Origin of the sequence: Methanothermococcus jasoni, assembly GCF_049075655.1 — an archaeon.
GTDB lineage: Archaea > AGJL01 > Methanococci > Methanococcales > Methanococcaceae > Methanofervidicoccus.
Window position 1 is genome coordinate 1,348,426 of sequence record NZ_CP157522.1, and the last position, 17,635, is coordinate 1,366,060.

Consider the following 17,635-nt stretch of genomic DNA (forward strand, 5'->3'; position numbering starts at 1 on the left):
GTGCTATGAAGCTATACAAAAGTGGCGATTCATATAGTTTATTTAGTAAATTTATTTCATATATAGAGGGGAAAATTACTAAAAAAGAACTATTGATTAGCCGAAAATATAGTAATTTAGAATTTCCAGATACAATATTAATAGGGCAAACGAATTATTGCAATCATAATTGTATAATGTGTCCAAATAGATATATTAAAAATAAAGGATTCATGAGCATGGATACTTTCTTAAAAATCATTAATGAAGCGAAAGAATATAGAAAACACATCCGAAGAATAGGTTTTGGTTTATTTGGAGAAACATTATTGCATCCAAATATTAAAGATTTCATTAAAATTATAAGAAATGAATTGGGTGATATAAAAATAGAAATTGGGACTAATGCAACACTATTAAACGAAGAGATGGCGGATTTTTTGATAGATTATAATGTAAATCAAATTAATATCTCATTTTACGCTATTGATGAAGAAAGTTATTCAATAATCCAAGGACATCATCCCAAATTTTTCAAAACTACATTGGACAATATAAACAATTTTATTAAAAAAGCTAAAAATAACAATAAAATCAAAATAAGAATGGCTTTTATTCCAATAGAACATAACAAAAACAGATGGAAAGAATATTTTTCCCAATTTGAAAAGGCCGATAATTTAGAATTTGATATTGTAAGATTGCACAAATGGGATGATATTCAGAATTTAAATAAAATCGATAAAGAGAGCATCTTTCCAACATTTAGATATTTCAAACCATGTATTCAAATCGATAAAACAATAGCTATCGATTGGGATGGCAGAGTTGTTGCATGTTGTTATGCATGGGATAGACCCGAATTGATTATAGGTAATGTATCCAATCAATCAATTTACGAAATCTGGAACGGTGAAAAATTCAATAGTCTAAAAAAGTGGCATGAAACAGGAAAATCTGTTAATTTCATTCCTTGTAATAATTGTGCGGCACATAGGTATGAAATGAATTTTGTAGATAGTTTGAAGTATTATTTATATAAAAGAAAAATAAAGAATTTTATAAACAAGGGATAGTATGGAGATTGTTTTTATATTAAATTCCGATTTTGGTGTTAGGAATACGATTGGAGCTAGAGCATTACCAATAGCAAATGAGGTGTCCGAAAATAATAATTTAACTATATTATGTAGGGGATATAATAAAGATTTAAAAGATTTTAATATTATTCAGTGTTTTCCTTATGCAGATTTTATTATGAAAGTATTTACGGCAATTCCCATATATATTTCAAAGGACTTTCCAGCGGGAAAGGTAAAAAATGATATTTTTGAATATTGTATTATAAGAAAATTAAATAAATTGAAAAATATTACTATAATCCATTCATGGGATTATTTGCCAAATATATATGCTAACATAAAATCCAAAAATAAAAATGCAATAATAATCCAAGATGTAGCTATGGCGTTTCCAAATATTTTAAATGACGATGAAATGAAAACTATATGGGGGCAGGTTAAATCAAATATTCCAGAATATGTAAAAAATTCTTTAAAATACATTGATTATTATATCGTTCCATCGGATTTTGTGAAAAAATCATTAATTAATGAAGGAATTAATGAAACTAAAATTTTTGTTGTGCCATTTGGGGTAGATATAAGTAAATTCAAACCCATTGAAAAAGATTACAATGGAACATTTAAAGTTGCATTCTCAGGGAATGTTAATAATAGAAAAGGTATTCCTTATTTGATTCAGGCTTGGAGAGAATTAAACCTAAAAGACGCAGAATTAAACATATATGGTAGAGTTTATCCCGAGGTTAAAAAATATTTTAAAGATGCTGAAAAATATAATATAAAGGTTCATGGATTTGTAAGTAATATATATAGTGAGCTCCCAAAAAATCACATCTATGTATTTCCATCATTGTTAGAAGGTTCTGCGAAATCTATTTATGAAGCATTGGCATGCGGGCTACCCGTGATTACAACGGAAAATTCTGGAAGTGTTGTTGAAGATGAAAAAGAAGGATTTATAATTCCTACGCAAGATATTGAAATACTAAAAGAGAAAATATTATTTTTCTACAATAACAGAAACAAAATCAAAGAGTTTGGAATAAATGCAAGAAAAAAGGCAGAACAATATACTTGGGAAAACTATGGAAAAAGAGTTAATGAAATTTATAATTTGGTGAATAACCATGAGTAAAATTTTATATGTCCATAATGCAGATTTTTCAAAACCCTGTGCAAATAGAATTCAAGTTTTAAACATGTGTAAGGCATTTAGAAAAATTGGGCAGGATATTACACTTATGAGTTTTAATAATGATAAAAATACTATTAAAAAAGTTTATAATGAAGATGTTGATTTTAATACAATTTCTTTGAAACCTTTTATAAATTATTATTTTAGAAGTTTATTGTTATTTTTGAGATTTTTGAGTATAAAAAATAATTATAATTATATTTACACTAGGGATTTGATATTTGCTTTTTTAGTTTCAAAATTCTTTAAAGATAAAAAGGTAATTTATGAATTGCATGATTTATCAAATGGTAAAATATGGCACTTTCTTTTTAAACGAACTTTCAAAAATTTACATGGGTGCGTAGTTATTAGTGAAGGCTTAAAAGAAGAATTAATAAAATGGGGCTTTAATAGTAAAATATATGTATTGCATGATGGTGTAGATTTAAATAGATTTGATATAAACATTTCAAAGAAAGATGTAAGAGCAAGATTAAACTTACCAAAAGATAAAATAATAATATCATATACTGGAAGTTTGCAGAATTGGAAGGGATATGAAACATTTTTAAAATCTTATAAGTATTTAAAAAATAAAAAAAATACTGTTTATTTGATTGTAGGGGGTAGTGAAGAACAGATAAACAAATTAAAAGAAGTATATAAAAATAAAGACATAATTTTTGTTCCATTTGTTGAAAATTCAAAAGTTCCTTTATTTTTAAAAGCGTCAGATATTTTAGTTATTCCAAATTCATCTAAATATGAAATTTCAGTTAAATACACATCACCCTTAAAATTATTTGAATACATGGCATCAAAAAAACCAATCATAGCTAGTGATTTACCAAGTATTAGGGAAGTGGTGGGTGAAAGTGAAGTTTTATTTTTTGTGCCAGATGATGAAAGAGATTTGGCATTAAAGATTGAAAAACTTATAAATAATGATGAGTTGCAGAATAAATTGGCAAATAATGCCTATGAGAAGGTTAAAAACTATGCTTGGGAAAAGAGAGCCAGTAAAATTATAGAGATTTTAAAAAAATAAATGGTGAAAAATATGAAAATCGCTAAAATAGGTAGTTATTCACTCAACTTAATAAAAAAATTCCCCACTCCGTTAAGAAATATAGCAGTAACTTATGGGACACAATTATTAGAAAAATTACCAAAATCGTGGTCGAGTAGATTATACAAAGAAATTTTATTAAATCATACTCCCTCATCATTTCTAATTGAAGTAACAAATACATGTAATTTGAGATGTCCATTATGTTCAGTTCATAAACTAAATAGAAAGAAAAAAACTCTTAAATTTGAGGAATTAAAATACATTGTAGATAATACTCCTGCTATAAAACACATTGGATTTTATATATTGGGGGAACCATTATTATGCAGAGATTTATTTAAAATGGTTAGATATTGCTCAAATAAACAAATAACAACTGGATTTTCAACTAATGGTATGCTCATTGATAAATATATTGATGAAATATTTGAATCAGGGCTTGATTATATTCAAATTACAATAGATGGTGCTGATGCTGAGGCACATGAAAAATATCGAATAGGGAGTTCTTTTAAAAAAGTTTGTGAAAATATTGAAAAACTTACTAATGAAAAGAAAAGAAGAAATGCAAAAAAACCCTATATAAAAATCCAAACGCTAGTTTTTAAGTTCAACGAGCATCAACTAAAAGATATTATTGAATTAACAAAAAGGTTAGGTGTTGATGCCATTAATTTCAAAGCACCGAGTATTGGAAAAGATGACAAATCAAAATTTGAGATTGAAAAATTAATGAAAGAGTATATTCCAGAAAATAAAAGCAGATATAATCGATATAGTTTGAATATTAAATACTATAAAGATATGCCGATATGCCCTCAATTGTTCAATGGATATATACTATCAAATGGGGATGTAGTTCCTTGCTGTGCTGATTATGAAGGAGAATATAGTTTTGGAAATATATTTGAAGAGGATTTTGCAAGTATTTGGAAAGGAGAGCTTAGAAAAAAGTTTTTAGATGAATTTTTCAGTAGAAATTCGAATTTATGTAAAAAATGTGATCTTGCTTATGGCATAATTGATGAAATTATTGAGTTTAATAATAATGGGTGAAATTATGTTTAAATCAATATTAATTAAAATATATTCTTCAATATTTATTAAGTATTCAAAAAAATTTTCAAGAAAAAATTTAAACAATTACTTAGAAAATACAATTAACAAATATGTAATTACCAGTGGTAATAATAATTTAAAAATCATAAATATTGGAGCAAGTGGTGCAATTGGAGATTTCATAAAATCGAAAATTGAATCTAAGGGATATAAACTCATTGAAATTGATATTGACGAGAAAAGATGCCCTGATTTGGTGCTGGATATACAAAATATGTATTCAATAGATGATAATTCTGTCGATATTATTTTTTGCTTAGAAGTTCTAGAACATGTTAAAAATCCTTTTAAAGCCGTTGAGGAAATAAAAAGGATACTAAAATCAGGGGGTATTTTCATAGGTTCAACACCATTTATATTTCCGATACATGATGAGCCTTATGATTATTTTAGATACACAAAATATGGAATTTTAAGTTTATTCAATGAATTTGAATGTTTAGAATTGAAAGAAAGAAATTCATATATGGAATCATGGTATGTTATATTATTAAGATTGTTAAATATTGGGAATATTAAACAAAGACTTTTTGGAATTATGTTATTTCCGTTCATGATATTATTACTTCCTTTTGTATTGCTTTTTGATGCAGTAATTACTAATAAACAATCTACAACAGGATATTTTTATGTTTTTAGGAAAAATAAAAAGTAATAAATTAAATAAAATTAAAGATACATCTTAAATATTACAATACACAATTCGGTGAACCTATGTTTTTAAAGTTGAAATCTAGAATACTGATTTTAAGGAAAATAAAATATAAAATAAGGTATAAAAATTTAAAACTCGGAAAAAATGTAAAAATATACGGGACTTTAAAAATTATCGGCAAGGGTTTGATAGAGATAGGGGACTCTTCAACATTAAATGAAGGCGTTATTTTAAATGCTAAGGATGATATAAAGATTGGAAAATATTGCCGTATTTCATCGTATGTCCAATTGATTACTGCGGGTTTGGATTTAACTAAACCTTACGCAAATAGACCGCACATAAGTAAACCAATAATATTAGAAGATGGAGTATGGGTGTGTTCTGGAGCCATTATACTTCCAGGAGTAAGGATAGGTGAAGGTAGCGTCATAGCCGCAGGCGCCGTTGTTAATAAAAATGTTCCACCTTATGAACTATGGGGAGGCGTTCCTGCAAGAAAAATAAAAAATTTAAAATAGATAATATTGCAGGTTTTGTGAAAAGATTAATATCTATTTACAGTATTTGAAAAAAAATAAAAATGTAATAGTCATTACAAATAACCTATGAATAATTCTTGCTATAATTGCCCCTAAAAGCCCATAAAAATAAATTCCAATTAAACTTAGTAATATTAATAATATAGCAGAGTAATTATAAAATTTATTTACTAAATCTCCTTTTTTTTCTTTTATTAAATAATTAAATGGCAAAGTATATATCATACTTATAAAACTTAAATGATATACCATACTCAACCAAACATATTCATAGTATCTAGGATAAAACCATTTAAAAATGAAAGGAGCAACTACCCAGTAAATTAAAATTAAAAAAACAATCACTAACAAAAACTTTTTAAAATGTTTCATTAAATCTTTTTTACCCATGTCTTTGGAAGCAATTTTAGGTAATAGCATGGGAGTAAATGCATTAGCAAAAATTTTAATTTGATTGGGCAATAATGTAACAATTTTAAAAACTGCCAAATCAGAAAAGCCTATAATATAAGGCATAATTAAACTATCAAAATTCCATGAAACAATAGCAAATGCCTGAGAATAACTAATACTTTTTCCAAATTCAATACCATGTTCATCAATTTTGTTATTTTTTACAAATTTTTTAACATAAAATAAACTAAAATATCCATTAATAATAATTTGGACCAAAACAGTAATTACAACAATCCAAAAAACACTTTTTGTAAAAAATACTACAACAACTATCAAAATTGTTGAAATAACATTAAAAAATGATGATAATTTAGCCAGTCCATCAAATCTTTTTTTGCCATTTAATAAGTTAGGATAAAATCCGGAAATGGAATAAAATGGAAAGATAGAAGACAATATTAAAAAAATTAACATCATATCAAATCTTCCAAAGAAATATTCATAAATGGAAAATCCTAATAATAATAAACTTCCCAGCCAACTCCATTTAAAAACTTCTTTCAATGCCTTAAAATATGTTCCTTCATAACCTTTTGCAACTGCCTGAACAACCGCAACACCCATTCCAGGAAGTGCAAAAACCCCTGCAATCCCTAAAACTGTCATTACAAAACTATATTCTCCAAAAACTTCTTTTGATAATAAGTTGGCGAAAACGATACTTAATATAAACCCTTTCAAAGTTCCGAAGAATTGCCCAACACTTAACCAGAATCCGCCCCTTATAAAATATGGAAGGTCTAAACCTACCTTTGAGGAATAGTCCTTTGTAAGATCATATATTCTATCTTTTAAATTGTTATAGTGTTTCTTTACCATGCAAATCCCGTTTAATTTTACTTTTTTAATAATTCATTGAAAATTTTCTTATATTTTTCAACCGAGCTCCGCCAATCAAAATTATCCTTTATAAATTTTTTTGCATTTTTTCCGTAAATTTCTATTAAATCATTATTTTTAATTAATTTAATAATTCCCTTTTTGATTTGTTCGGGACTATTATCTTTTAACAAAATCCCTGTGTTTCCATCAATAATGACTTCATCTCCACCTTCATAAGGACTTGCAACAATCGCCTTTCCACAACACATTGCTTGAAGTAGTGAGCTCGACAAACCGCCACCTCTATAAGATGAATGAATGTATATGTCGCATGCCTTAACAATCCCTATCGCATCTTTAAAATCCTTTTTTCCGGTAAAATAAATACCATTATCTAAATAATCTCCCGATAGCTTTTTAAGTCTCTCTATATCTTCACCATAACCTACAATAATTAAGACAGTTTTTTCTTTTATATCCTTTGGAAGCATTTTATATGCCTTAATAATATTCTCAACACCTTTCCATTTATACAAACGACCAACAAAACATAATCTTAATTTGTTTTTAAACCTTTCTTTTATGTCATTATTTTCTTTTATACCCTCAATATACTTGATTTCCAATCCTCTATATATGATGGGAATATGTTTATCTTTGTCTTTATTTTTATTTTTAACAAAATTCTCTACAATAAAGTCCTTAACTGCCTTTGAAATTGCTATTACACAGTCGGATTTTTTGAATATTATTTTTCCAATTATTTTATCATAAAAATAGGCCAGTTTATTTGTAAATTCATTTTCTACTTTAATAAATGCACTTCCATGCTCAACATGGATTAATTTATTTCTTCTATTCATTCTAAATTTTGCAAAGAAAAATCCCAAAAATGTATTTGAAAAAAATCTTGTTCTTGTCATCACAATATCAAAATCTATTTTATACAAATTAAAAAACATCTTCCAAAATTTGACATTAAAAATATTTGGGACAGGATAATTCGATATAATTTCAAATGCAGGATATCTATAAATCTTAACATTATTGTGCCTTATTTCAAAATCCTTATACTTTGGAATATTTGGTGCAAATATATAAATATCATAATCTTTGTCACTAGATAAATATTTTGCGAATTCATCCACATGAGTTTCCAATCCCCCTATGTGTGGGACATAATAGCCCGGAAAGATAATTAACCTAATCCTCATAATTTACCTATTTATTATTTTTTATAATCTCAACACACTCAAACAAGCTTTTGGTAACAAAATCTGCCTCAGTATCTTCATTATTATGCAATATTCTTATGGTCTTACACCCTGAGCTCCTTCCACAAATAATGTCACTCTCACTATCTCCAATCATCCAGCTTTTATTAAAATCAATGTTCCATTTTTCCTTAGCTTTTAAAAGCATGCCGTTTTTTGGTTTTCTACAATCGCATGTTCCATCCAAATGGGGACAATAATAAATATCGTCTATTTCTGGCAATTGTTTCAGCATATACTCATGAACAACTTTTAAATCATCCTCAGTCATTACTCCTTTGGCGATTCCCTGCTGATTGGTAATTACTATCAATAAATAACCCATCTTTTTAAATTCAATTAATGCATCCTTTACTTTTGGTAGTATTTCAAATTCCTCAATATTTTTAACATAATCTCCAATTAGCCGTTTATTAATTACTCCATCCCTATCAAGGAATATTGCTTTATTGTTCATAATTCCCCATTTTATTTCATTTAATATTAATCCGATGTTTTTAATGAACACTGTTTTAAATCCTTATTTAATATACAGGAGCTCATGCATCATATACACTATTTTCATCTAATCTTTATCAAACAACTCATCCAAACTAACTGTTGCAGTTCCCACTTTTCCAACGACGATTGAGCTCGCCTTATTTGCCAGTTTAACTGCATCGACTAAATCATATTTTTTACTTAAAGCATAACCAAGTGTAGCAATATATGTATCCCCTGCACCAGAAACATCGTGGATTTCCCTTACTTCTGTTGGAATGTGGTGTATCTCGTTGTCAAGTGTAATTAGTGTTGAACCTTTTTCACTCCTCGTAATTACTACATTTGCATTATATTTATCTACAATCTCCAATCCCGCTTTTTCAACGTCGTTGTCGTTGTTTTTTATGCCCCTTCCAACAATTCCTGATGCTTCTTTTAAATTTGGTTTTATTAAAAATACATTTTCATATAAGTGTATATTATCTGGTTTTGGGTCTATTAATATTCTGCCTTTAAATTGTTTTTTTATATCTTCCATTAAATCTTCTGTAATTACTCCTTTTGCATAATCTGAAATTATCAATATATTTGGGTCGAGCTCTACTATTTTATCAACAAACATCTTTGAATAATTGCAATCTAATGGATGTTTTTCCTCATAATCCACTCTTAAAAGTTGTTGATTATATCCTAATGCGACAAATCTATGCTTTACAATTGTGGGTCGTCCATCAGTTATGAAATGGTATTTTATATTCTTTTTTTTGCATAATTCAACCATCTGCATTCCAAAATTGCCGTTTTCATTACATACTCCCAATAAAACAACCTCCTCATCCAAAGATGCGATATTATTTGCAACATTTCCTGCTCCTCCAAGTGCGTATTTCTCTTCAACTACATTCAATACAGGAACTGGAGCTTCTGGATTTATCCTTTCAACCTTTCCGTAGGTGTATTTATCAAGCATTACATCCCCTAAAACACATATCATTTTTTCCCTCTATTTATTTTTTATATTTTTCCAAAACCCACTCAATCACATTTGTTGTAGAAAATCCCTCAACCAATGGAATTATTTTTACTTTTCCACCACATTCTTTAATTATTTTTGATTCTGGCAAATCTTCTTCGTTGTAGTCCCCCCCTTTCACATGAACATCAGGTTTTATGATTTTTATTAGATTTATTGGAGTTTCTTCATCAAATGGAACTACAAAATCGATTGATTTTAAATTATCCAGAATATATATTCTTGATTCCAATGGGATAATCGGTCTTTTATCCCCTTTTATTTTTTTTATGGATTCATCGGAGTTAATACCAACTATTAAAATATCTCCAAATTTTTTTGCATGATTCAAATATTCAACATGCCCTTTATGGATTATATCAAAACATCCATTTGTAAAAACAATTTTTAGATTTTGGGCTTTTAATTCATTCACTATATTTTTTAATAGATTTCTATCAGTAATTATCATGGTTTCACATAAATTCCTTTTCAACTTCTTCACATATTACATGATATATTGTCAAATGACACTCCTGTATTCTTGCAGTATTGCTTGAATCAACAGTTAAGGATAAATCAACAATGTTCTTTAACTTCCCCCCATCCTTTCCAAGTAACCCAACAGTATAAATTCCCATTTCCTTTGCCTTATTAACTGCATTTATTACATTCTCAGAGTTCCCGCTTGTAGATATTCCAACCAAAACATCCCCTTCTTTACCTAATGCTTCAACCTGCCTTTCAAATATTTTGTTAAATCCATAATCGTTCCCTATTGCTGTTAAAATCGATGTATCTGTTGTAAGGGCTATTGCTGGAAATCCCTTTCTTTCCAATTTAAACCTTCCAACAATTTCTGCGGCAAAGTGCTGAGCATCTGCGGCACTTCCACCGTTTCCACATATTAATAGTTTATTTCCATTTTTTAAGGAATTTTTTATTATTTCAATACATTTTTTTAAATTTTCTTCATTTTTGATTATAAAATCCATTTTTACATCTGCTGACTCTTTGAAGTAATTTTTTACCATAATGCACCCCATATTTTTTATAGTATTTTTCAATATAAAATTAGTAGCAAAGTTATATATAATTATTTACCATTAACAAACTTTTCAAACATCCTATCATCCCAAGTTCCAAAATAAGTGTGTTTTCCAGTTAGGTTTAAATGGTTTAATGTTAAGTTGTCCTTAAAATATAAAAGTTTCGGAGCTCTTGCAAAAACATTTATATCCTTTCCTTCCACCAATATAAAAAATGGTTGCATGTAGTTTATTTTTGGATGAGAATACGCCGTATTTACAATAGCAGGATAATGCTGTCCATCAATGGAACCAAATATCCAGCCCTTTATTTTATCAAGAAGTGATTGTTTTATATATAGATATTGGCAGGAATGGGTTTTATTATCGTGGGTAATGGTTGCATATCTAATTTCCCTATTATCCAATTCTTTGTTAAACAATCTTATGGATTTTGCCAATTTCATTTTATATTCTTTAACAAGCTTTTCATCAGGGAGTTTTTGATATATTACACATTTTTCAACTTCATTATATTTTTTCAATTTGCAAAGTGCATTTAATTTTGAAATATATTCCTTTAACTCTATGTTGTATTTTTTTAAATAGTAGCATTTTCCAAATATCAATTTTGGGGCATATTTTATATATTTAGCAGATATCTTTTTGGAAATTTCATTCAATAACAACATTCCCAGTTTCTTCTTTTTATCGGTGTTTAATGTAATCAATTTATCATTTGGATTAAATCCGTTATTTTTTAAGAATAAAATAGATTGAGATTCACTTTTAAACAGTGGAACTTCATTAAAATATAATAATGACCTAAATAATGGATAATTTTTCCCATATAGCAATAAATCATCTTTTTCAACAATGCCCAAATCTTCAAAATAATTCCTATATTTTGATATATCGTTGTTTTTGTAGAGCTCCCCTAATATTTTAGAAAAATAAATTGCATCATCATTATTATTTGAAGATATAATATTATATAATACATCAGATAACATACTATAAACTAACGATTATCATTATTTATAATTTTTCATGATTTAATGTAATTTTGGTGATTGAACAAATTCCTTCGGAATTTGTAGCTCACCTTCATTTTATTCAGGTGATATTATGAAACTATTTGGAACATCAGGTATAAGGATGAAAAACTTAAATCCAGAGATTGCTTATAAAATAGGATTTGCAGTATCTCAGATAGCAGAAAATGTTGTAATAGGACGGGACACAAGAACAACAGGGGGATTAATTAAAAATGCACTGATTACTGGGCTTTTAAATGGTGGAGCCGATATAACAAACATAGGCATTGTTCCAACACCAACCCTTGGTTTTTCGGCGAGAAATTATGATATTGGTATTATGATAACGGCATCCCACAATCCACCAGAATACAACGGCATAAAGCTTTTTAATAAGGATGGAACTGCATTCAGACCAGAGCAGGAAAAGCAGATTGAAGAAATTGTATTTAACAAAGATTTCAAAAGAGCTGATTGGAACTGCGTTGGAAGTGTTTGGAAGGATGAAACTGCAATAAAAAAGTATATGGACTTTATTCTTGAAAATGTGGATATAAACAAAAATTTCAATGTTGTAGTTGATTGTGCAAACTCTGCTGGTTGTGTGGCTTCACCTTATTTATTTACCGATGTAGGAGCTCATGTAATATCGGTAAATTCTCATATCGATGGAAGATTTATTGGAAGGATGCCTGAACCTAATGAGAAGAATTTATATGAAACCATGAAAATGATTAAAGGACTAAATGAAAATGAAGAAAAAAGCGGTAGATACATAGGAATTGCCCATGATGGGGATGCCGATAGGATGATAGCAATAGATGAGAAGGGAAGATTAACTGATTTTGATAAATTGCTTGCCGTATTTTCAAGATATATTGTGGAAAAAACCAATAAAAAAACAATAATTACCACCGTGGATGCCTCAATGTCCATTGATGAATATTTAAAAGATTTGGATGTGAAGGTAATTAGAACAAAAGTAGGGGATGTTGCAGTTTCAGACGCATTGAATAAATATGATGCTATTTTTGGTGGAGAGCCGTCAGGAACATGGATTCATAAAGATATACATTTAACTCCCGATGGAATTTTATCTGGGCTGAGAATTTTGGAGATGATGGAATTTTATGATAAAGAATTATATGAGCTCATAGATGATGTTCCATCATATATAAATTTAAGAGAAAAAATTCCATGTCTTGATGATAAAAAAATGGATGTAATGAATTATGTAATTGAAAATGGGGAAAAAATATATGGTGTAATTCCTGAGACAATTGACGGAGCTCGGTTTAGTTTAGATGATGGATGGGTGCTTATACGACCTTCTGGAACTGAGCCATACATTAGGGTGAGGGTTGAAGCAAAAGATTATACTGTGGCAAAGGAACTCCTGGAAAAAGGAATCAAATTGATTAAAATGGTGGATGAATAAAATAGCAAAAAATCAAAATACGCATTTGATTTAAATCTTCATTTTACAGTTTTTTATCGCTCCATTCAATTATCCGTTCTACAAGCAACGACATTATGACCACAAAAATTATTGTTAAAATAAGTCTTGTTGCCATAAACTTCAACCCAAGAAATTGGAGCTCTACCATCTCCTGAGGAATTTTTATACATGCCCATGCAGAAAGAAATGCAATGATGCAGGATATTCGGGCACCTTTTTTAAGTAGAGCAGAAGCTATGGGGAAAGCCACATAAAGAGGACCAGTGGGCAATGTTCCCATAGCCATACCGAGAAAAACAGCTTTTATTCCAGCCGTATTACTTAGGTGCTTTACAACCACTTCTTCCGGCACAAACACTCTAAAAAGCCCCATCAATACCATCACAGCAGGAAGTATTAAAATCATTTCAATAAAAAACTCCCATATTGCAGCAGTTACTGGTCCCTGTTTTTCAGGAAAAATCAATAGTAAAACCATGGTAGCAATTGAAATAAAAGCAAGAAAAATAACCTCTCGCTTTTTATTATTCTTTTGTTTTTTTGCCCCATCATCCTGTTTATTCACAGTATCAGCCCCATAATAATACCAATAATAATCGCAATAATAAAACTTATACCGTTTCTCAATAAAGCCATTTTCTTTCCCAATTCTTTTATTTCCAAAGGTAATGTAACTATGCCAATCATAGTTAAGGTAGTAATGAATACTGCAACTGAGGTGATTGATGCTCCGTTTTCAAGAAGTGCTGCTGCCAAGGGGAACGAAATTAAGGAAGGAATATGTAAAACCGACCCCAAAAACGCCACAACAAACACCCCCAAAAAGCCCGTCTGTTCGCCAATTATTTCAGAAATTTGGCTCTGTGGCACAAATCCTAAAAGCAAACCTATAAAAATTACAATAATAAGAACGGTCGGTAGAATGCCAAAAAATGACTTTAAAGCCATAGCCAATGCCTGTTTTGTTTTTGTTATATCCTTAATCAGGGCAAATATCAAGCAGGCAATGGCAAATATATTTATAAATATAATTGTCATGTTCATAATAATCCACTCATATTCAATTTATTTTTTAGAAATTTCCCTTAATTTGCTGGTTAATTCATCCTTAGGTCTATGTATAACTTCCATGTGTGGATAGGCTATTTCAACATCTTCTTCTTTTTCAAATTTTGTAAGTATATTTTCTATAATTTTAGTCTTTACATCTGCCCATTCAAATGCATCAACTAAATATCTTACCTTTATCTCAATACCCCTATCTAAAAACTTCATCCTAATAAGGGGCTTATCACAAAGTTTTGCCCTTGCAAATAGTCTGGGTTTATCCTTCCAAACTTCCGCGAGCTCCCTCATCATACAACCAACAACCTCATCACAAGCTTCAAAAACAAGTTTCTCAGCTTTTCTCCAATTACTTTCATAAGTTATTGCTACTGTCACATTATCCCAAATATATGAAGAACCTTTTGTATAATTTGTTATGGCATTTGTTAAAACATAGGCATTTGGGATAATTAAATTTCGTCCTGTTGGTTCTCCAACAACTTCTCTTAAATGGATATGCATGGTGTCTATTTTATATACATCCCCCATTCCTATATCTTTTATATATATTCTATCGTTAATTTTAAATGGTCTTGTCAAAACGAGATTTACCCATCCTGCGAAGTTCATAATGGGTCGCTGTAATGCAAATGTCAATGCCGCACCCATAAGACCAAGGGACATTACAAGAGAGCCGACACCTTCATATAATAATGAAATGGCAATTAAACCTGCAATAAACCAAGTTGTATATTTAAATACCGATGCAAATACGGGGTAATCTCTTAACTCCCCTTTTTTTTCAAAAAATCTCCTGATTAATTCCAAAGATATGTCTAAAAATATCAATGTCCCAAGGATTAACACAATTAATATACTAATTTTACTACTATATGACTCTAAGGTGGATATATATTGATATATGTTTAATTTTGTTCCCAAATAATACAATATACCAAGTAAAATTATTATTTTAGCCAAAAACTTGGTATTGAGTATTAAATTTTTGTTAATCATTTTTCCCACGGCATCTATTAGTTATAATCATTAAAATTAGAATTATGAATATATAGTATGAGCTCCGATATTTAGCATATGCTTCGATATTACTAAATTGTATGAGCTCCCACATTATATAATATTATATATTTTCACATAAATATTTTAAAGCATCCTCTTCCATGAAGTGCAATTTTCCGGGAACAATAATACAATGCAAAGGTTTCCCAAAATCATAATTAATCAAATCTTTTACTTTTCCATATACAATTTTTGGTTTTAGACTTCCAGCCCTTGCCACTACAACAATCTTTGTATCTTCATTTAATATATTCTCTTTTCTCTTTTCTTCAATTTTTAATAGTGTTTCAAGACCTTCATTTGCCGTCATGAACCTGTTTTTATCTGCATGAATATCCAAAAGGCATAATGTATGATATCCCATTTTTAAATTCTCCTTTATTACATCATATGGAGTTTCGGGGAAGTAGTTTGGCTCTGGAAATACTATTGAAGTGGTTTTCCCAAATTTATACAATTGCAAACCTGTAATGCCAATTGCCGAATATATTGACGGTGCATTTATGATAATTACTTCAATCCCCTTTTTTCTTGCTTCAACGGCAATATCTACGTGGGTTGTTGCTACCATGGGGTCTCCTGCGGTAAGGAACATTATATCTTTATCATTACTTTCATTTATTAGCTTTTCCGTCTCGTATTCTACCTTCTCCCTATCCAAAACTACTATCTCTTTTCCAAAGGTCTCTTCTATTTTTTCTATTGTAGTTCCTGTTAAAACCGCTGTATAAAACTCAGCATAGATTTTATCCACTTTTTTAGCATATTCTAGTGTTTTTAGCGTCATATCTTTTTCATCGTATAATCCTAATCCTGCAAGTATCAGCATGAGCTCACCATTGATTTTACTAAGAATAGTCCGAAATAATCATAAAAAATTTTGTTTATCGATATCTTGTTATATTAGTGTTAATATATATTTTATTTTTTTTATTCGATATATCTACATATTTAAATTAAATTTTATAAGCAAAATAAACTAATATTTACGATAAACCGCCGAGAAAGCCAACGATTTTAATCGTTATACAAAACATAGTTTTGTAAAATCTCTTACGAGATTGGATGAGAGGCGGACATTATAATTAGTCAGTAGTAAAACATAAATATTTGAAGTTTCATAGTGAATAATGCTACCAGTCCAAGTATCTATGGGTAGGGTTAGTAAAAACTCTACCGCTGGTAGTGGTTGGAAGTGCATAGCGTAGCCCTGAATCTCCTAAACGGAGATAGGGGTAGTGGGCTTGGCCACCCTTGTAGGGTTAAACCCTGCTAAAATTAGACGAAATCTTCATGATTTCGTTGCTCGCTTACTACCGTAAGCGAGAACCCAACGAGTTCACTCGTTGGAGTAGGTCAGACTAACTAAAAAAGAAAAGAATTTATATGTTATTCCTTCAACCCTAATTTTTCGAGAACAGGGTCGCAGGATATGAAGTGTAAATCAAGAGCAACTTCTTCTGGTTTCATTCCCATAGCAAGACCTAACAACTGTGAGTAGTGTATAACAGGTAACGAATATTCTCTTCCGAATTTCTCTTTTATCTCTATCTGACCTCTATCAAACTGCAAGTGGCAGAATGGACATACTTCTGTGATACAGTCAGCATTTGCGTTTAGCATGTTTTTAATTTTTGTCTCTGTAATTGTTAATGCGGTTTCCAAATCTCTTGCTCTTACTCCACCACCTGCACCGCAGCACATCTGTTTATCTCTGTAATTTACTGAGGTTGCACCAATTGCTTCAACAAGGGCATCAAATGATTTTGGTCTTTCCGCACTTTCAAGATGCTTAACATCTGTTGGTTTTAAATAGTGGCATCCATAATGAACTGCAATATTTAAATCTAATGGTCTTACAACTTGCTCAGCAATTTTATCTGCACCATAATCGAAGTATAAAACTTCTGGGAGGTGTCTTACCTTTATTGTTCCTTTAAATTCATATCCATATTTTGAAAGAGCTTGATTTACCTTTTCCTTAGCTTTTTCATTTTCATGTAATATATGGTTTGCTTCATACAATGAACCGTAGCATCCGTTGCAAATTGTCAATACATCCATTTCATTCTCTTCTGCAATGCATAAATTTCTTGCTGCTAAGGTGAGCCATGTAGGCAAGTCAAAGGAACCGAAAACCCCGGGTGCTGGACAGCAGGAAGCTTTTTCGAAAGGGTGTAATTTTATACCTAATTTATCTAATGCCTTGTAGGTTGCACTTTCTATACCTGGGTATCTGTTTGGCGCGATACATCCTAAAAAGAATATGTATTCCAAATCACTCATTTTTTCACCAAATCATTTTTAA

The 17,635-nt window shown here is 29.8% G+C and carries 19 protein-coding genes; 7 read left to right on the forward strand and 12 right to left on the reverse strand.

The features are described 5' to 3' along the window. The first annotated feature begins 5 nt into the window (after window positions 1-5). The 6 genes from Mjas_RS07130 to Mjas_RS07155 are packed head-to-tail and all read left to right on the forward strand — an operon-like array spanning window position 6 to window position 5,608. The gene (locus Mjas_RS07130) at window positions 6-1,055 is read left to right on the forward strand and encodes a radical SAM/SPASM domain-containing protein (RefSeq protein WP_421077474.1); all 1,050 of its coding nucleotides are present in this window, start codon (window positions 6-8) and stop codon (window positions 1,053-1,055) included. Window position 1,056: 1 nt separating this feature from the next. Further along, the gene (locus tag Mjas_RS07135; protein WP_421077475.1) at window positions 1,057-2,199 is read left to right on the forward strand and encodes a glycosyltransferase family 4 protein; all 1,143 of its coding nucleotides are present in this window, start codon (window positions 1,057-1,059) and stop codon (window positions 2,197-2,199) included. Next, window positions 2,192-3,289: a glycosyltransferase family 4 protein gene (locus tag Mjas_RS07140; protein ID WP_421077476.1), complete on the forward strand. Its 1,098-nt coding sequence runs from the start codon at window positions 2,192-2,194 to the stop codon at window positions 3,287-3,289. Before Mjas_RS07135 ends, Mjas_RS07140 begins: the two co-directional genes overlap by 8 nt. Before the next feature lie 12 nt (window positions 3,290-3,301). Next, window positions 3,302-4,369, forward strand: a complete 1,068-nt coding sequence (locus tag Mjas_RS07145; protein ID WP_421077477.1) for a radical SAM/SPASM domain-containing protein — start codon at window positions 3,302-3,304, stop codon at window positions 4,367-4,369. Window positions 4,370-4,373: 4 nt separating this feature from the next. Continuing rightward, window positions 4,374-5,087 carry a methyltransferase domain-containing protein gene (locus Mjas_RS07150; protein ID WP_421077478.1) on the forward strand — a complete coding sequence of 238 codons (714 nt, stop codon included), beginning with the start codon at window positions 4,374-4,376 and terminating at the stop codon, window positions 5,085-5,087. 59 nt (window positions 5,088-5,146) lie between these two features. Then, window positions 5,147-5,608, forward strand: a complete 462-nt coding sequence (locus tag Mjas_RS07155) for an acyltransferase (RefSeq protein WP_421077479.1) — start codon at window positions 5,147-5,149, stop codon at window positions 5,606-5,608. 33 nt (window positions 5,609-5,641) lie between these two features. On the opposite strand, the gene Mjas_RS07160 is transcribed toward Mjas_RS07155, so the two are convergent. From Mjas_RS07160 to Mjas_RS07190, 7 genes are all read right to left on the reverse strand, one after another. Beyond that, a complete protein-coding gene (locus tag Mjas_RS07160) occupies window positions 5,642-6,904 on the reverse strand; it encodes a lipopolysaccharide biosynthesis protein (protein ID WP_421077480.1) in 1,263 nt (420 codons plus the stop codon). Window positions 6,905-6,921: 17 nt separating this feature from the next. Next, window positions 6,922-8,124, reverse strand: coding sequence for a glycosyltransferase family 4 protein (locus Mjas_RS07165; protein ID WP_421078602.1), 1,203 nt, complete (start codon window positions 8,122-8,124; stop codon window positions 6,922-6,924). Between the two features lie 4 nt (window positions 8,125-8,128). Continuing rightward, window positions 8,129-8,638: a D-glycero-alpha-D-manno-heptose-1,7-bisphosphate 7-phosphatase gene (locus Mjas_RS07170; RefSeq protein ID WP_421077481.1), complete on the reverse strand. Its 510-nt coding sequence runs from the start codon at window positions 8,636-8,638 to the stop codon at window positions 8,129-8,131. Window positions 8,639-8,746: 108 nt separating this feature from the next. Continuing rightward, on the reverse strand, window positions 8,747-9,658 hold the full coding sequence (locus Mjas_RS07175; RefSeq protein WP_421077482.1) for a bifunctional heptose 7-phosphate kinase/heptose 1-phosphate adenyltransferase: 912 nt from the start codon (window positions 9,656-9,658) through the stop codon (window positions 8,747-8,749). A 13-nt stretch (window positions 9,659-9,671) separates the two neighbouring features. After that, the gene (gene rfaE2 / locus Mjas_RS07180; RefSeq protein ID WP_421077483.1) at window positions 9,672-10,148 is read right to left on the reverse strand and encodes a D-glycero-beta-D-manno-heptose 1-phosphate adenylyltransferase; all 477 of its coding nucleotides are present in this window, start codon (window positions 10,146-10,148) and stop codon (window positions 9,672-9,674) included. 4 nt (window positions 10,149-10,152) lie between these two features. Continuing rightward, a complete protein-coding gene (gene gmhA, locus Mjas_RS07185; protein ID WP_421077484.1) occupies window positions 10,153-10,710 on the reverse strand; it encodes a D-sedoheptulose 7-phosphate isomerase in 558 nt (185 codons plus the stop codon). 62 nt (window positions 10,711-10,772) lie between these two features. Then, entirely contained in the window at window positions 10,773-11,717 is a 945-nt protein-coding gene (locus Mjas_RS07190; protein WP_421077485.1) for a hypothetical protein, read from the reverse strand. A 115-nt stretch (window positions 11,718-11,832) separates the two neighbouring features. Here Mjas_RS07190 and glmM point away from each other — a divergent pair, with 115 nt between their 5' ends. After that, complete coding sequence (glmM, locus tag Mjas_RS07195; RefSeq protein ID WP_421077486.1) at window positions 11,833-13,179, forward strand: phosphoglucosamine mutase; 1,347 nt, start codon at window positions 11,833-11,835, stop codon at window positions 13,177-13,179. 43 nt (window positions 13,180-13,222) lie between these two features. Here glmM and Mjas_RS07200 read toward each other — a convergent pair whose 3' ends face one another. The 5 genes from Mjas_RS07200 to hdrB all read right to left on the reverse strand — a co-directional run bounded on the left by Mjas_RS07200 (window position 13,223) and on the right by hdrB (window position 17,613). Further along, the gene (locus Mjas_RS07200; protein ID WP_421077487.1) at window positions 13,223-13,765 is read right to left on the reverse strand and encodes a permease; all 543 of its coding nucleotides are present in this window, start codon (window positions 13,763-13,765) and stop codon (window positions 13,223-13,225) included. Then, complete coding sequence (locus Mjas_RS07205; RefSeq protein ID WP_421077488.1) at window positions 13,762-14,244, reverse strand: permease; 483 nt, start codon at window positions 14,242-14,244, stop codon at window positions 13,762-13,764. Before Mjas_RS07205 ends, Mjas_RS07200 begins: the two co-directional genes overlap by 4 nt. A gap of 21 nt (window positions 14,245-14,265) precedes the next feature. Continuing rightward, complete coding sequence (locus Mjas_RS07210) at window positions 14,266-15,264, reverse strand: mechanosensitive ion channel family protein (RefSeq protein WP_421077489.1); 999 nt, start codon at window positions 15,262-15,264, stop codon at window positions 14,266-14,268. A gap of 124 nt (window positions 15,265-15,388) precedes the next feature. Next, window positions 15,389-16,156, reverse strand: coding sequence for a diphthine synthase (gene dph5 / locus Mjas_RS07215; protein ID WP_421077490.1), 768 nt, complete (start codon window positions 16,154-16,156; stop codon window positions 15,389-15,391). Between the two features lie 560 nt (window positions 16,157-16,716). Continuing rightward, window positions 16,717-17,613 (reverse strand): CoB--CoM heterodisulfide reductase subunit B, encoded by an 897-nt coding sequence (hdrB, locus tag Mjas_RS07220; RefSeq protein WP_421077491.1) that lies wholly within the window; start codon window positions 17,611-17,613, stop codon window positions 16,717-16,719. Between the last annotated feature and the right edge of the window lie 22 nt (window positions 17,614-17,635).

Coding starts and splice junctions, on each gene's coding strand:
- Mjas_RS07150 (WP_421077478.1), top strand. CDS start 4,374: ATGTTTAAATCAATATTAATTAAAATATATTCTTCAATATTTATTAAG.
- gmhA (WP_421077484.1), bottom strand. CDS start 10,710: ATGGTAAAAAATTACTTCAAAGAGTCAGCAGATGTAAAAATGGATTTT.
- Mjas_RS07205 (WP_421077488.1), bottom strand. CDS start 14,244: ATGAACATGACAATTATATTTATAAATATATTTGCCATTGCCTGCTTG.
- dph5 (WP_421077490.1), bottom strand. CDS start 16,156: ATGCTGATACTTGCAGGATTAGGATTATACGATGAAAAAGATATGACG.
- Mjas_RS07155 (WP_421077479.1), top strand. CDS start 5,147: ATGTTTTTAAAGTTGAAATCTAGAATACTGATTTTAAGGAAAATAAAA.
- Mjas_RS07160 (WP_421077480.1), bottom strand. CDS start 6,904: ATGGTAAAGAAACACTATAACAATTTAAAAGATAGAATATATGATCTT.
- Mjas_RS07135 (WP_421077475.1), top strand. CDS start 1,057: ATGGAGATTGTTTTTATATTAAATTCCGATTTTGGTGTTAGGAATACG.
- Mjas_RS07175 (WP_421077482.1), bottom strand. CDS start 9,658: ATGATATGTGTTTTAGGGGATGTAATGCTTGATAAATACACCTACGGA.
- Mjas_RS07145 (WP_421077477.1), top strand. CDS start 3,302: ATGAAAATCGCTAAAATAGGTAGTTATTCACTCAACTTAATAAAAAAA.
- Mjas_RS07210 (WP_421077489.1), bottom strand. CDS start 15,264: ATGATTAACAAAAATTTAATACTCAATACCAAGTTTTTGGCTAAAATA.
- glmM (WP_421077486.1), top strand. CDS start 11,833: ATGAAACTATTTGGAACATCAGGTATAAGGATGAAAAACTTAAATCCA.
- Mjas_RS07170 (WP_421077481.1), bottom strand. CDS start 8,638: ATGAACAATAAAGCAATATTCCTTGATAGGGATGGAGTAATTAATAAA.
- hdrB (WP_421077491.1), bottom strand. CDS start 17,613: ATGAGTGATTTGGAATACATATTCTTTTTAGGATGTATCGCGCCAAAC.
- rfaE2 (WP_421077483.1), bottom strand. CDS start 10,148: ATGATAATTACTGATAGAAATCTATTAAAAAATATAGTGAATGAATTA.
- Mjas_RS07140 (WP_421077476.1), top strand. CDS start 2,192: ATGAGTAAAATTTTATATGTCCATAATGCAGATTTTTCAAAACCCTGT.
- Mjas_RS07190 (WP_421077485.1), bottom strand. CDS start 11,717: ATGTTATCTGATGTATTATATAATATTATATCTTCAAATAATAATGAT.
- Mjas_RS07130 (WP_421077474.1), top strand. CDS start 6: ATGAAGCTATACAAAAGTGGCGATTCATATAGTTTATTTAGTAAATTT.